At 64.4% G+C, this 13,442-nt stretch carries 14 protein-coding genes and 1 pseudogene; 9 read left to right on the top strand and 6 right to left on the bottom strand.

Translation table 11 applies throughout. The annotated features are described in order from the left end of the window. Positions 1–128: 128 nt before the first annotated feature. The 5 genes from ASD34_RS05000 to ASD34_RS05020 form a co-directional block, all read right to left on the bottom strand. Positions 129–575, bottom strand: coding sequence for a MaoC family dehydratase (locus tag ASD34_RS05000; RefSeq protein WP_056573626.1), 447 nt, complete (start codon positions 573–575; stop codon positions 129–131). After that, positions 568–2,220, bottom strand: a complete 1,653-nt coding sequence (locus tag ASD34_RS05005) for an AMP-binding protein (RefSeq protein WP_056573629.1) — start codon at positions 2,218–2,220, stop codon at positions 568–570. Before ASD34_RS05005 ends, ASD34_RS05000 begins: the two co-directional genes overlap by 8 nt. Next, positions 2,217–2,957 (bottom strand): nitroreductase, encoded by a 741-nt coding sequence (locus ASD34_RS05010; protein WP_056573632.1) that lies wholly within the window; start codon positions 2,955–2,957, stop codon positions 2,217–2,219. Before ASD34_RS05010 ends, ASD34_RS05005 begins: the two co-directional genes overlap by 4 nt. A gap of 214 nt (positions 2,958–3,171) precedes the next feature. Continuing rightward, positions 3,172–4,197, bottom strand: coding sequence for an AraC family transcriptional regulator (locus ASD34_RS05015; protein ID WP_056573636.1), 1,026 nt, complete (start codon positions 4,195–4,197; stop codon positions 3,172–3,174). Between the two features lie 6 nt (positions 4,198–4,203). Continuing rightward, a complete protein-coding gene (locus ASD34_RS05020) occupies positions 4,204–4,809 on the bottom strand; it encodes a TetR/AcrR family transcriptional regulator (RefSeq protein WP_056573639.1) in 606 nt (201 codons plus the stop codon). Between the two features lie 300 nt (positions 4,810–5,109). Between ASD34_RS05020 and ASD34_RS05025 the strand changes: the two genes are divergently transcribed. The 9 genes and pseudogenes from ASD34_RS05025 to ASD34_RS27445 all read left to right on the top strand — a co-directional run bounded on the left by ASD34_RS05025 (position 5,110) and on the right by ASD34_RS27445 (position 12,867). Then, positions 5,110–5,898 (top strand): SDR family NAD(P)-dependent oxidoreductase, encoded by a 789-nt coding sequence (locus ASD34_RS05025; RefSeq protein ID WP_056573643.1) that lies wholly within the window; start codon positions 5,110–5,112, stop codon positions 5,896–5,898. Between the two features lie 62 nt (positions 5,899–5,960). Next, positions 5,961–6,962, top strand: coding sequence for an NADP-dependent oxidoreductase (locus ASD34_RS05030; RefSeq protein ID WP_056573646.1), 1,002 nt, complete (start codon positions 5,961–5,963; stop codon positions 6,960–6,962). A gap of 102 nt (positions 6,963–7,064) precedes the next feature. After that, positions 7,065–7,282 (top strand): annotated as a pseudogene (locus ASD34_RS27005) (transposase); the annotation flags it as partial. 693 nt (positions 7,283–7,975) lie between these two features. Beyond that, positions 7,976–10,120 carry a hypothetical protein gene (locus tag ASD34_RS05040; RefSeq protein ID WP_056573652.1) on the top strand — a complete coding sequence of 715 codons (2,145 nt, stop codon included), beginning with the start codon at positions 7,976–7,978 and terminating at the stop codon, positions 10,118–10,120. Positions 10,121–10,170: 50 nt separating this feature from the next. Further along, positions 10,171–10,443 (top strand): hypothetical protein, encoded by a 273-nt coding sequence (locus ASD34_RS05045; RefSeq protein ID WP_056573654.1) that lies wholly within the window; start codon positions 10,171–10,173, stop codon positions 10,441–10,443. Further along, entirely contained in the window at positions 10,440–10,742 is a 303-nt protein-coding gene (locus ASD34_RS05050; RefSeq protein WP_056573657.1) for a hypothetical protein, read from the top strand. The genes ASD34_RS05045 and ASD34_RS05050 overlap by 4 nt, the downstream gene beginning before the upstream one ends. A gap of 149 nt (positions 10,743–10,891) precedes the next feature. Beyond that, positions 10,892–11,920, top strand: a complete 1,029-nt coding sequence (locus ASD34_RS05055; RefSeq protein ID WP_056573660.1) for a P63C domain-containing protein — start codon at positions 10,892–10,894, stop codon at positions 11,918–11,920. A gap of 155 nt (positions 11,921–12,075) precedes the next feature. Continuing rightward, positions 12,076–12,498, top strand: coding sequence for a hypothetical protein (locus tag ASD34_RS05060; RefSeq protein ID WP_157609635.1), 423 nt, complete (start codon positions 12,076–12,078; stop codon positions 12,496–12,498). A gap of 147 nt (positions 12,499–12,645) precedes the next feature. Continuing rightward, the gene (locus tag ASD34_RS27445) at positions 12,646–12,867 is read left to right on the top strand and encodes a hypothetical protein (RefSeq protein ID WP_157609636.1); all 222 of its coding nucleotides are present in this window, start codon (positions 12,646–12,648) and stop codon (positions 12,865–12,867) included. Positions 12,868–12,871: 4 nt separating this feature from the next. On the opposite strand, the gene ASD34_RS27450 is transcribed toward ASD34_RS27445, so the two are convergent. Beyond that, the coding region (locus ASD34_RS27450; protein ID WP_235509979.1) for a hypothetical protein at positions 12,872–13,442 on the bottom strand (571 nt) is incomplete at its 5' end.

Genomic DNA, 13,442 nt, shown 5'->3' on the forward strand with positions numbered 1-13,442 from the left:
GTCGAAACCTTCCTGCGCCACCCAGAGCGGGCGACGCGCGTTCTCTTCGCGAAGGCCTTCACGGATCAGCCCGCGCCGTCTCCTTGGAGCAATGTCACCGTGAACGCGCTTGCCGGCGCGCAAGGCGCTCATGCAGCGGGCGTGAAAAGCACCGTGCCCTGCGCGAGCACGCTGGTCCGGTCGTCCGCGCTCTTGATCGCACCTTGCAATTCGAGGACGCAGCCGCCTTTTGAATGCGCGGCCATCGACGTCACGCACCACTCGATGAGCACGGTCTCGCTCGCCCGCACGGGACGCAGCAGGTCGACCGAGAAGTTCATGCCCAGCACCTTCCCCTTCGCGGCGAAGTGGCTGGCGGTCAGCCCCATGAGCAGCGAGGTGGTGTGGGTCGCGCTGGCGATCAGACCGCCGAAGCGCGTGCCCTGTGCCAACCCCGCGTCGTGATGCAACGGGTTGTCGTCTCCCGCGGCCAGCGCGAAGGCACGCACCTGCGCTTCGTCGAAGGTGTGGGGTCGCGAGAAGCGGTAGCCGGGTGTGACCGGCGCCAGGGCCGCGGCGGCTTCGCACTCAGCCATGGCTCGCGAGCCGCGTGATGGCGTCCTGGCTTCCGGCCTGCTGGCGCAGGCGGAACTTCTGGATCTTTCCCGTGGCCGTCTTCGGCAGCGGCGTGAAGATCACGCGGCGCGGACACTTGAAGTGCGCCAGCCGTTCGCGGCAGAAGGCAATGATCTCCTGCTCGGTGGGCCGGGCAACACCGGCCCTGAGTTCGATGAAGACGCACGGCACTTCGCCCCACTTGGGGTCGGGCTGCGCGACCACTGCGGCATGCAGCACTGCGGGGTGGCCATGGACGACGTCCTCGACCTCCACCGAAGAGATGTTCTCGCCGCCCGAGATGATCACGTCCTTCGAGCGGTCGGTGATCTGCGCATACCCGTTGGCATGCAGGACCGCAACGTCGCCGGTGCGGAACCAGCCGTCGGCGAGCGCCTTGCGCGTGGCCGCCTCGTTCTTGAAGTAGCCCATCATCACGGTGTTGCCGCGCAGCATGAGTTCGCCCGCCGATCTGCCGTCGGGCACGACTGGCGCGAGGGTGTCGGCGTCGCCGACCATGAGGCCTTCGAACATGGCGGCGCGCACGCCCTGGCGCACGCGCAGCGCGCCCTGCTCGGCGGGCGCCAGGTCGTTCCAGCCGTCCTGCCACACGCAGCTCACGGGCGTACCGCAAACCTCCGTGATGCCGAAGACGTGCTCCACGTCGAAGCCCATCGCCAGCACCGCGTTCAGCACGGCGAGCGGCGGCGGCGAGCCGGCGGTGAGCACCCGCACGGGGCGCGTCAGCCGGGTGTCTTTCGCCGCGTCCGCGAGCATCGCCATGACGACCGGCGCCGCACAGAGGTGATCGACCGGATGGCGGTCGATGGCCTCCAGCACGGCCTCGGCGGACACCCGTCGCAGGCAGACATGCGTGCCCGCGGCCGCAGTCACGGCCCAGGTGAAGCACCACCCGTTCGCGTGGAACATGGGCAGGGTCCACAGGTACGTCGGCGCGCGGGGCATCGCCCAGTTCGTGATCTGCAGCAGGCTCATGAGGTAGGTGCCGCGGTGGCTGGCGACCACGCCCTTCGGGTCGCCGGTGGTGCCGGAGGTGTAGTTCAGCGCAATCGGTTGCCACTCGTCGTCGGGCCAGCGGCCGGCGAAGTTCGCGTCGCCACTCGCCAGCAGCGATTCGTAATCGGTCTCGCCGATGGGTTCGCCGTACGGCGCGAGGTGGTCGTTGATGTCGATCACCGCAGGTGCGCGGTCGAGCAGCTTCAAGGCGGCGGCCACCGTGGCGGCGAACTCGCGGTCGACCATCAGCAACTTGCACTCGCCGTGGCGCAGGATGAACGCGATGCCTTCGGCGTCCAGGCGATGGTTGATCGCGTTGAGCACCGCACCGGCCAGCGGAACGCCGAAGTGGGCCTCCAGCATGGCCGGTGTGTTGGGCGCGAGCACCGAGACAGTGTCGCCCGGCTCGATGCCGCGCATCGCCAGCGCCGAGGCCAGGCGATGGCAGCGCTCGCGCGTCTGCGACCAGGTTCTCGTGAGGTCGCCGTGCACCACCGCCACGCGGTTCGGATGCGCGAGCGCCGCGCGGTCGAGAAAGCCCAGAGGCGTGAGCGGCACATGATTTGCTGCGCAGCGTTCGAGGCCCTGTGCATAGGATGGCGCGCTCATGCGGTGGTCTCCTTGGTGGTGTCGTGGAAGGTCGTGAAGGCGGAAACCGGCTCGCGCTCGGTGACGAGCGAGTTCTCGATCGATGACGGGTCGGCGTAGCCCAGGCTCATGCCGCAGACCAGCATCTGGCCGGCCGGGATGTCCAGCAGGTCCGCGATCTGGCGATGGAATTTCAGGAAGGCGGCTTGTGGGCAGGTGTGGAGGTTGCGGCCGCGCGCGGCGACCATCACGCTCTGCAGGAACATGCCGTAGTCCAGCAGGCTGCCTTCCTGGAGTTCGCGGTCGACCGTGAAGAACAGGCCCACGGGCGCATCGAAGAAGCGGTAGTTGCGCCCGTGCTGCAGGTGCATGCGCTGCTTGTCGCCCTTGGCGATGCCGAGCAGACCGTAGAGGTCCCAGCCGACCTTGCGGCGCCGCTCCAGGTACGGCGAAAACCACTCGCGCGGGTAGTAGTCGTAGGGCTCGAGCAGTTCGCCCGACCGCGCGGGATCGTCGTCGAGTGCGGCGATCGCCGCCGACAGTCTGGCTTTTGCAGGCCCGGTCAGCACATGCACATGCCAGGGCTGCATGTTCATGCCGGAGGCGCTGTAGCGTGCGGTCGAGAGGATCGCCTCGATCTCTTCGCGGGGCACTGCCCGGGGCAGGAACGCCCGGACGCTGCGGCGGGTGGCAATGGCCCAGTCGACCGCGGCGTTCAGCGCATGGGCGTCCAGCGGCGGCGCCGTCATTCGGTTCATTCAGGGTTCCTTGCTATTTCGAAGCCGGGCGAATCGCCCGGTCGCGGTCATGGCCGACGTGCTGCATGCGGTCTCCTGTCGTTCTGTCTGTCGCGAGATGCGATGTCGACGGGAGGTTAGTTCTGCAGGCGGCGCGCATCCATGCCCGCGCGTCTCGATCTGGATGGGGCGTTCGGACATGCCGGCATGGCCGGCGAACGCCGCGGGCTTCGGCTTATTCCGGCGCGGGCGCTGGCGCGGACGAGCGATAGGCGCCGGGGCTGACGCCTGTCCATTTCTTGAAGGCGCGATGGAAGGCACTCGTTTCCTGGAAGCCGGTGCGGGCCGCGACTTCGGCCACCGTCAGCGAGGCGCTCGACAGCAGGTCGATGGCAATGTCGCGCCGCAGGTCGTCCTTCACGCGCTGGTAGCTCACGCCCTCCTGCTGCAGGCGGCGTTGCAGCGTGGTGCCGGAAACGCAGAGTTCCTGTGCGAGCTTTTCGAGTTCGGGCCACGCCTCGGGCATCTGGCTGCGCAACCTGTTGCGCACCTGGGCGCTGGTGCTGGCATCGTTGCGGTACTTGACCAGCAGGTTGGCCGGCGCTTCTCGCAGGAAGTTGTCGACCGTGGCGGGCGACTCCGCGATCTTCAGGTCCAGCAGATCGCTGGCGAAGCTGATGTGCGTGGTCTCGCCGTTGAATTTCACGTTCTCGCAGAAGCGTGTGCGGTAGTGGCTGTCGTCGCCGGGGGGCGGGCACCGGAACTGCATCTCGCGCAGGGGAATGCGCCGGTGCACGAGCCAGCAGGCCAGGCCGTGCACGAGGATGAACCAGGTGCCGTAGCCGAACAGCCGGCGCAGAACGCCGCCGTCATGCAGAACCACGCGCGCCTCGTCGCCGTCGCAGACCAGCTCGCCGCGGAAGTCGTCCAGCGTGGCGTGCAGGAACCTCAGGATGCGGCGCAGCGCATGCGCCAGGTTGTCGGCGTTGACCGCCGCGCGCGTCATGAGCGCATAGCTGCCGCGGCGAAGCCCGTGGCTGTCCAGGCCGAAGAACTCGTCGTCCATCAGGTCGGCCAGTGCCACCCACATCTGCGAGTACGCCGCCGCCGAGATGCGCGCACGCGGCGCGTTCAAGAGCTCGCGATCGATCTTGGCGCTTTCGAAGACGCTGCTGACGTCCATGTTCCGCAGCGCCGCGGCGTGGATGGCCTCGTGCACCAGTTCGATGGACACGGTTCCCTTCTGGCCTGCGGACTTCATGCGGACTCAGCTGGCCGGGGAATCCGGCGCGCCCGGTGACGCCGGGGCAAGCCCCGACAGGACGGCGCTGCGGCAGGCGTCCAGGATTTCATCGGCAAGCGGCGAGTCGTCGGGACAGGCCCGCGACAGCACGATGGCACCGACGACCTGCGCAATGAGGGCGATCCGCCGGGCGCGTGCCTTGGCGCGCTGCTTGCCTCCTTCGGGCGCGTCGAACGGGGCGCCCAGCGTGCCGAGCACGCTTTCGATGCCGGTCGCAAACGCGGTCTTGATCGCCTCCGGCTGGCGCCCGGCGTCGGCGCACAGCGCAGCCATCGTGCAGCCGTCGCCGGGCGCGTCGCGGTGCTCGCGGGACAGGTACTGCTTGAGGAACGCGACCGCGTCGACGCCGTCGGCTTTGGCGGCCGTCTGCGCGAAACCGCAGGTTGCGGCTTGCGCCATCAGGTCGGCCTTGGACCCGAAGTGCTTGTAGAACCCGCCGTGGGTGAAGCCTGCGAACGCCATCAGGTCGGCGATTCCCACGCCGTCGTAGCCACGCTCGCGAAACAGCGTGGACGCCGTCTCGACGATGTGCGCCCGGTTCGCCTGGGCCTGCGCTTTGGTGACCTTCATGTCCAGGATCTCTCTCGGTATGCCATCAGTGATGGCCATGAATATACATTGATGTTATTCATCATCAAAGCCATTGACAACAAAGATGATGATCGACATCATTGATACAACTTACCTTGAAAGGGCTTCCGGACATGAGAGATACCCACCTGACCGCTCCTGTCTGCTTCGTCGAAGTGGAGGGCAACAAATTCGGCTGTCCCCGGCCATTCGCCCCTCGCTGATTCCGCCACCCGCGGGTCGTTTTTCCACGCTGCCTGTCGCGGCATGGCCGCATCTTTTCCCTCACGAGCAAACCCCATGACCTCTCATTCCACTGTTCTCGTCACCGGCGCATCGACCGGCATTGGCGCCATCTATGCCGAGCGCTTTGCACGCCGCGGCCACGGCCTCGTGCTGGTGGCGCGCGACAAGGCACGGCTGGAAGCGCTCGCGGCGCGCCTGCGCCAGGAAACCGGTGCTGCCGTCGACATCCTCGTGGCCGACCTGACGCAGCCCGGCGACCTGGCCGCGGTTGAAACGCGACTGCGCGGGGACGCCAGCATCGAAACCCTCATCAACAACGCCGGTGCCGCGCTGTCCGGGCCGTTCGTCGACCAATCGACGGACGATGTCGCCCGCCTGGTCACCCTCAACACCACCGCGCTGGTCAGGCTGGCCAGCGCCGTGGCGCCGCGCCTGGTGCGGGCGGGCAAGGGCGCGATCGTCAACATCGGCTCGGTGGTCGGCCTTGCGCCGGAGTTCGGCATGTCGGTCTATGGCGCGACGAAGGCCTTCGTGCTGTTCCTGTCGCAGGGGCTGAGCCTGGAGCTCGCGCCCCAGGGCGTCTACGTGCAGGCGGTGCTGCCCGCCGGAACCCGCACCGAGATCTGGGCGCGCGCGGGCATCGACACCCAGGCAATGCCCGACCTGATGGGCGTGGAGGACCTGGTGGATGCCGCACTGGTCGGCTTCGACCGCCGCGAACTCGTGACCATCCCGCCGCTGCACGACCCCGCGCGCTGGGAAGCACTGAACACGGCGCGCCAGGCACTGGTCGGCGACCTCCGTCAGGCACAGGTTGCACCGCGTTATCGCACCGCTGCCTGAGCCTTCACCTGCGGTGCAGGGCCGCGCGAAAACCATCCAATCCAACAGCAAAAAGAGCCGCCATGAAAGCGTTCACCATCGACCGTTATGGAAAGAAGGAAGCCGGCCGCATGGCCGACATGCCTGAACCCGAGGTGCGCGACGACGACGTCCTGATCCAGGTCCACGCGGCGAGCATCAATGCCCTGGACTCGAAGATCAAGAGCGGCGAATTCAAACTGATTCTTCCCTACCGCTTCCCCCTGATCCTGGGCAACGACCTGGCCGGGACGGTTGTGCGGGTCGGCGCTCGCGTTCGCAGCTTCAAACCGGGCGACGAGGTCTATGCGCGCCCCGACGACGATCGCATCGGCACCTTCGCCGAGTTCATTGCCGTCAAGGAATCGTCGCTGGCGCTGAAGCCCAAAAACCTCAGCATGGTCGAGGCCGCGTCCGTTCCTCTGGTGGCCCTGACCGCCTGGCAGGTGCTGGTCGAAACCGCCAAGCTGAAAAAGGGGCAGAAGGTGCTGATCCACGCCGGCTCCGGCGGCGTCGGCACCATCGCCATCCAGCTTGCCAGGCATCTCGGGGCGTTCGTGGCCACGACCACCAGCACGGCCAATGTCGCCTGGGTGAAGGCCTTGGGCGCGGACGTCGTCATCGATTACAAGCAGCAGGACTTCGCCACGGTGCTCCGCGACTACGACGTGGTGCTGAACAGTCTCGGCAGCGGCGAGCTGCACAAATCCGTCCAGATTCTCAAGCCGGGCGGGCACCTCATCTCCATCTCGGGGCCGCCCACCCCGGTGTTCGCCATCGCGCGAGGACTGGCCTGGCCGCTCCGGCAGGTGCTGCGTCTGGTGAGTTTCGGCATCAGGAACAAGGCAAAGAAGAACGGGGGCCACTACACCTTCGTCTTCATGCGGGCCGACGGGGCGCAGTTGCGAGAGATCACCGCCCTCATCGAGTCCGGCGCCATCCGCCCGGTCGTCGACAAGGTATTCCCGTTTCAGGACACCCACAAAGCCTTGGCCTACGTCGACAGTGGGCGCGCCAAGGGTAAAGTCGTGGTGCAAATGGTGTAGCTGCCGCATGCCTGCACCAGCGTCTTCGATCGGGCCCTTGCCCCGTCTGTTGGGCCAATTTTCCGCAGGTCAGCTGGAACGAGCGCTTCGAATCGCCCGGGTGCGCCCAAACGGAAGTGGGTGGCCGACCTCACGTACATCTGGACGGCCGAGGGCTGGCTGTATGCCGCTGCGGTGCTCGATCTGTACTCGCGTGGCATCGTCGGCTGGTCGATGCAGGGCAGCATGAACTCGCAGCTCGTGGCCGATGCGTTGATGATGGCCGTGTGGCGCCGGGGCAAGCCGCTCCGTTGCTGCATCACCACGATCAAGGAAGCCAAGGCGGATTCAACCGGTCGTCGCAACACCTCGATCATGGAGGTGTTTATGAGCCGACCTCCAAGGTGGATGCAGCAGCCCACTGTTCCCCGACTTGTTCCCCGGTTCAGCCTTGGCTGCCAGCAAATCTCGTCGGAAGTCCTTGCACGATAAACAACTGACTGCCCAATGAAAAAGGGCGTTCACTGGACTTCAGTGAACGCCCTAGGACGTTGTGTTGGTGGAGCTGGGGGGATTTGAACCCCCGAGTAATCGGGCTGGAAGCCTTTATCCATGCGGGTCTTGGATTTTTCAGGTGCTCGCGTGTGAAAAATGAGTGAATTTCTACGCGCGTCGATCAGGCCTCGACAGGCCCAGCGTCGAACAACTCGACCGGTGGCACCTTCAGCATTGCTCTCGGCGACTACCAGGTCACGCCCGGCGTAGGCACCGAGCGCTGGACCGTCACCAACCTGAAGACCGGCGAGTCCGTCTACGACGGGATCGGGCCGGTCGAGATTAAACGTGCCGACGCCTGATAGATGTGCCGCCCTTCACGGACGGCACGCTGGGGGAAAGAAAGAAAGGCCCGCGCAAGCGGGTTTTTTCTTGGTCGGCGCTCAGCGTCCACCGGTTTCCGTGGACTCCCACAAATGCGGTATTTCGTTTACAAACCCTCGGGATAGATTCAAGTGGCCGCAAATCGAGGAGACGTCATGATGATCACCGCACCGGACCCAGGCCCAGCCTCCCATCGAAGCCGCTACAGCCTGGTGCAGGCGATCCAGACCTCGACTTATTTTCTGCCGGCGCTCGCCCTCTCGGCCTGCGCGTCGTTCATCTCCACAGGCGCCCAGGTCCAAGTCAAACCCGAGATCGCGAGCTGCGCTGAGCTGAAGGACGAAGCAATCGTCGCCCAGGCGGAGATGTGCTCGGCCCACATCGGCTGCGTGTATGTGCTGAATGTGCAAAAGACCTGTGCGCGCGCCAAGGGTTATCTCGAACGCCTGCAGACGGCCATCGGCGAAGGCACGCGAACCGTCTTGGGGAGCTACCGCAAGGAGGTCACACCGGACGCGATCTTCACCGCGGAGCTAGGCAGCGATGAACGCGCCAACCTCCGCATGCTGGATGCCATTCCCACATCACAACGGCGAAGCCAAGAGATTGCTGCAAAGGTGCGGGACGTGGGAACCGGCGACATCCTGAGGGGCGCCGCTCAGAGCGGCGCAAGCTGGGTCTATTACGGCCAGATCCAGGACGGCAAGGAGGACGGCATCGGCACACTCATCTTCTCCAGCGGGGAGTTGCAGCGCGGGCAGTTCAGGCGGGGCTCCCTGAGAGGGGCGAGTGACGTCCTCTACTCTGGGGGCGCTCGGTATATCGGCGACTACGGAAATATCGAGGCTGGTCAGCGATCCGGCCAAGGCGCGTACATCTACAAGAACGGCACGAAGCAAGAAGGCACCTTTGCTGCCGGTGAGATCGTGTCTGGCACGACGTACCGCCCCGATGGAAAGGTGAGCGAGAAGGGCAACTATGACAAGGCCGGCAAGCTGTCGTTCGGCCAACGCTTCGACACCGAGGGCGTGATCACCGCGGTCAATGTGCCGGCCGAGCGCCAAGCGGCACGCGAAGCGGCGGTGCGCAATGCCGGAGAGACAGCGCGCGTCGCAGCAGAGGCCGAGAACCGGCGCAAGCGCGAGGAAGCAGTCCGCGCTGAGCAGCAGTTCCAAACGAGCCTGCAGACCCTGAACCCCGGCCAGCTCTTCGCTCGCGCTGACGAACTGAGCGCCCAGGGGGACAGCGCCCGTGCCCGCGAAGTGCAGCGCGCATTGATGAGTCGCTTTCCCAATCACCCACTGGCGGCCACGGCAGCGCGCCAAATGGCTGGAGAATCTAGCGACAGATCGGCAGGGGGCGTGGGCTCAAGCGCTGCCGGCGCCGCTTCAGGCACCAGTGGCAGTGCATCGCCCAAGCCGTCCTCGTTCTCCAAGGAAAGCAGCCGTTACTCGTCGATCTGCATGCGAAACGCCGCCAAGGCCGAGGAAGCGATCAGCGCGGCCAAGGCCCGGCGCTATTTTGGTGGCGCCGTTGACCTCGAAATTTTCGACATGGCAAAACGCATCGCCCAGCCCTGCATGGCCTACGATGCGAAGGCGAAGTGGGCATACGATGACGCGGAACAGGCGCGAGGCATATCGCAGTGTCGATCGACTTCCTGTTCTCGCTGGCCCCAAGGGGAGACAGGAGAGAAAACTCGGCAATGGTTTGAAATCTTCTCCGGCGAGTTCAACAAGATGATGGCCAATTGGGAGGGCTATTCACGCGACCTGGACCCACCCGGCAGCAGCAGCCCGCGAGAAGCGTCGGGGGTCAATCGTGCGGTGGCGGGTCGACTTTCTGCCCAGCAGTGCGAGTCCATGAAGCGGTCTGTCATGACGACCAAAGTGCCGCCCAATACATCGGTGACCGCGAGCACGGAAACGGTGATGTTCATGACGAAGACCGTGCTCGACATGATCGCTGGAGGCTGTCCCACAGACGGGACGACCCCGGCGCAGATCGAGGCAGAACGACAGGAGCGCCAGCGGCAATATACGGCAGCGGAGAGCGCCTGTAATGCCGTGCAATCTGGTGGGCGCCGATGCGTGGCGCGAGTTCACACCGCAGCGGAAGTAAGTAGGCCCGCGGTCTCCTCGGCAGCCCAAAACACCCAACAGCCAGGCGGCGTTCCCTCCTATGACCCCGTGACAGGTCGTTGCCTAGGCGAGGGCTGCTGCTCTTTGCCCGGCATCACTAACAGCGAATGCCCCGGCCCTCGTCGCTCATCAGGCGGCGGCATACGCACGGCGCGCTGAAGAGGCAAAGCCTTCGCTCACGACGATGCCGCGAGCTGATCGAGATTCGGATGATCGACAAGCCGCTATTCCTCTACATGACGATGTCCGAGATGTTCTCGGACCACCTGAGTACAACAGGGGCCTATCCGCAAAAGTTCATCTTGAGCACATTGCTGCACAGGCAGTACTTGCGAGATTGGACTTTGATGCGACAAATAGTCACGACGCGCCTCGACCCGACAAACCACATGGGCGTCCCCATCGAGATCGATGAGGCCTCGCCGGGCGTGATGATTGCCGCCGACGGCGCCGAGATCTCGCTCGTTTCGCCGGCGGCATGAAGACCTCGGAGCTGGGCGGCCAGGTCCTGCACGACTGGATCGCGAAGGCGCTGGGCGAGGCGCCCGGTACGGCGTACAGCACATCCTGGCCAGGCTTCGACCATCTGATCGAGCGCGAGGCTATCCACGTCGCGCCCATGCCTGGCAAGGGTGGTGTGTGGTGCGCCATCGTGGTCGGCCGGCCTGGCGGGCGGCTGCCGGAAGGCCGCGGGCCTTGGCAGGAAGGTCCAAATCCACGCATTGCTGTCGGGCGGGCGATCGTGGCGGCGCGGTATGGAAGCGAGATTCAGGACTCCTAAGTGAATGGATGCACTCACGTTTTCACCTTGTCCTCAAGAAGCGTTTGATGAGCAGGGTTTGATTAATTGAGTTCGAAAATGCAAGCAATTTGCTTGCATCTTAATTTTTCATGTATAGTCCTTGCATTCCAACGACTGCAAGGACCATCATGAGTACTTCACCTACAGGAAAAGCTAAAGGCGCCGCCGCACGCGCAGCGAAGCTGACGCCCGAGCGCCGCAAAGAAATCTCTGCAGCAGCGCAGGCCGCAAAAAAAGAACTGGCGAGCTTGCCTGCAGCCACACACGATTCCGGCGATCACCCGCTCAAGATCGGCGACGTTGAGCTCGCTTGCTATGTCCTCGAAGATGGGACGCGCGTCCTTTCACAGCGCGGACTCCAGGCGGGAATTGGAATGTCATCGGGCGGTAGCACCTCCGGCGAGCAGCGCCTGGCATCATTTGCACTGTCAATTGCCGAAAAGTCCAAGGAAATCAACGATCTACATGCGCGCAGCACTGCTCTTGTTGAGCGCCTGAAAAGCCCCATTCGATTTCGTACGCCGGGGATTGGCTCCGCAGCCTTCGGGTATGAGGCAACAACCTTGGCAGATCTTTGCGATGTGATTCTGGCCGCCCGCGCGGCCGGCAAACTGCAGAAGCAGCAGGAACACATCGGCGCGCAGGCTGAGGTGCTTGTCCGCGGGTTCGCGCGCGTTGGACTTATCGCGCTGATTGATGAAGCGACTGGCTACCAAAGGGATCGTGCAAAGGATGCATTGGCAAAGATTCTCGAAGCCTTTGTCGCCAAAGAAATTCAGCCCTACCTCAACACGTTTCCCGCTGACTATTACGAGCAGTTGTTTCGCCTTTACAACCTGCCATACCCCCCTGTGGGCAACAAGTCATGGCGGCCGGCATTCTTCGGGCACATCACGAATGATGTTGTGTACTCGAGGCTTGCACCAGAGTTGCTCCCAGAGCTGAAAAAAGCAGCATCAAGAGCTCAGCGCAAGGCAAAGCTGCACCAATGGTTGACACAGGACGCAGGCCACCCGAAATTGCGTGAACACCTCAGCTCTATCGTGACCATTTTGAAGCTCTCGCAAACGCCAGAAATGTTCAAAGCCAATGTCAATATGATTCATCCGAAGTTCGGTGACACCAAGGACTTGGACTTTGGCAATCCAACCCCATAGCCGATCGCCACGTCTGAATGCACGAAGCCGCCCTCGAGGCGGCTTTTTCATGGGCGCTGCGTGTGCGGCGCATTCCTACAACGGGCGCCGCGGCACCGCCTTAGAGTCACGCTCGGCAGCCACTCCTCCTCTGTCCCTCCCTGCTTCGGCTGCCCTTGCCCGCCTTCGTGCGGGCTTTTTCTTGGCCCTTCACGGCCAACTCGCCTGAGACGCAACTACCAATTCCAGTAGTTGCGCAGAACTCACCCGCCCCGGAAGATCACGACAACTTGCAACAGCGGAGTGCTGGAATGGCTTGCGTAGAGCTTGAGGGCTTCTTGGAACACGGCGGCTACCTCATCACCATCTCGATTGACAAGCGGGAGGGTGACTGGTGCTCTTGGGCCCAGTTCGAAGAGGCACTGGAATATGACGGCAGCCTTCAGATCCCGGTCTATCGGCACAGAGTACCTGGCGCCTTCAATACCAGGGAGGGATCGATAGATGCGGGAATCGCCTATGCACGCCAGACGGTCGAAGCGGGCAAGGTAGTCATTCACCCTCACACGCGGCATCATCAATCTTGGGGCCTGCATTAAGCCCTGACAGTGGGGTGCGCCTCTGCCGCGATAGGCATCGCGCACTCGATTGTGGCTGACGTCGCCTTGCGTTAGATCAAGGTCCGGGCGTCAATGGGGCCATACGCTGCGGCCCACCCGACCCACCAACCAGGGTGAAGTACGCACATGACCAGAACCGAGTTTCAAGGCCTTGCCAAAGCGGCCCGCCTGCGCAATACCGCATCCCTTGAGGCCGCACGCATGGTTCTCACTGGCGACATGCGCCCCGGCGAAGCGGCAAAAGCCACGGGCTGCAGCCCGCAGGCGGTGACCAACGTTCTTCGCAAGGTCAAGGACGCGATGGCTGCGGCCAACGCCCCCGAGGTCGACGCACTCACCCCGGTCTAGCCGCCTACTTCGCCAGCAATGCCCGGTCGTTCCTCACGGTGCCGAGCAGAAGCTGCACTTCGTTGTCTCGCCCTTCAACAACGAGTCGACCTCGGTCAAGAAGCTCTCGACTTCGTGCAGCCACGGCTGCGAGGACTGCGGATCGATCTGCGATACGGAGGCAGGCAGCGGGGTCGGTTGCGGCCTGCTCGCGATCACGGGTGGCGTATGTGGCGTATTGCTTGCGCACCCGCTCAGCATCGCCAGCAGCAACGCGGCGGCGGCCATCGAGCACGGCCAGTTTCGTTTCGTAGGCATCGACATTCTCCTGTTGGGTTTTGGCGTGCGCCACCATCAGTACGACGGTGCGCTGCAGGTCGGCCAGAGCAGCCAGAGCGCGGGCGGCGTTCTCTTCGGCGCGCGCCCGCTTCTCGGTGGCCAAATCGGCCCGTGCGCCGGCCGCGCGCGTGCGCTCGATGCCGGCAGTGGCCAACGCGGCCACCAGCCCAAGGCCTAGCACCCAGAGCAGCGGGTGTCCGCGCCGAAGTAGAAGTGAGCCACCGCGCCGATCAAGTAATGAGCCAGGGGTGGAAGCC

It is taken from the genome of Variovorax sp. Root473 (genome assembly GCF_001426505.1).
Taxonomy (GTDB): Bacteria; Pseudomonadota; Gammaproteobacteria; order Burkholderiales; family Burkholderiaceae_C; genus Variovorax.

Coding starts and splice junctions, on each gene's coding strand:
- ASD34_RS05015 (WP_056573636.1), bottom strand. CDS start 4,197: ATGAAGTCCGCAGGCCAGAAGGGAACCGTGTCCATCGAACTGGTGCAC.
- ASD34_RS05000 (WP_056573626.1), bottom strand. CDS start 575: ATGGCTGAGTGCGAAGCCGCCGCGGCCCTGGCGCCGGTCACACCCGGC.
- ASD34_RS05030 (WP_056573646.1), top strand. CDS start 5,961: ATGAAAGCGTTCACCATCGACCGTTATGGAAAGAAGGAAGCCGGCCGC.
- ASD34_RS05050 (WP_056573657.1), top strand. CDS start 10,440: ATGAAGACCTCGGAGCTGGGCGGCCAGGTCCTGCACGACTGGATCGCG.
- ASD34_RS05020 (WP_056573639.1), bottom strand. CDS start 4,809: ATGAAGGTCACCAAAGCGCAGGCCCAGGCGAACCGGGCGCACATCGTC.
- ASD34_RS27445 (WP_157609636.1), top strand. CDS start 12,646: ATGACCAGAACCGAGTTTCAAGGCCTTGCCAAAGCGGCCCGCCTGCGC.
- ASD34_RS05055 (WP_056573660.1), top strand. CDS start 10,892: ATGAGTACTTCACCTACAGGAAAAGCTAAAGGCGCCGCCGCACGCGCA.
- ASD34_RS05025 (WP_056573643.1), top strand. CDS start 5,110: ATGACCTCTCATTCCACTGTTCTCGTCACCGGCGCATCGACCGGCATT.
- ASD34_RS05010 (WP_056573632.1), bottom strand. CDS start 2,957: ATGAACCGAATGACGGCGCCGCCGCTGGACGCCCATGCGCTGAACGCC.
- ASD34_RS05005 (WP_056573629.1), bottom strand. CDS start 2,220: ATGAGCGCGCCATCCTATGCACAGGGCCTCGAACGCTGCGCAGCAAAT.
- ASD34_RS05040 (WP_056573652.1), top strand. CDS start 7,976: ATGATGATCACCGCACCGGACCCAGGCCCAGCCTCCCATCGAAGCCGC.
- ASD34_RS05045 (WP_056573654.1), top strand. CDS start 10,171: ATGATCGACAAGCCGCTATTCCTCTACATGACGATGTCCGAGATGTTC.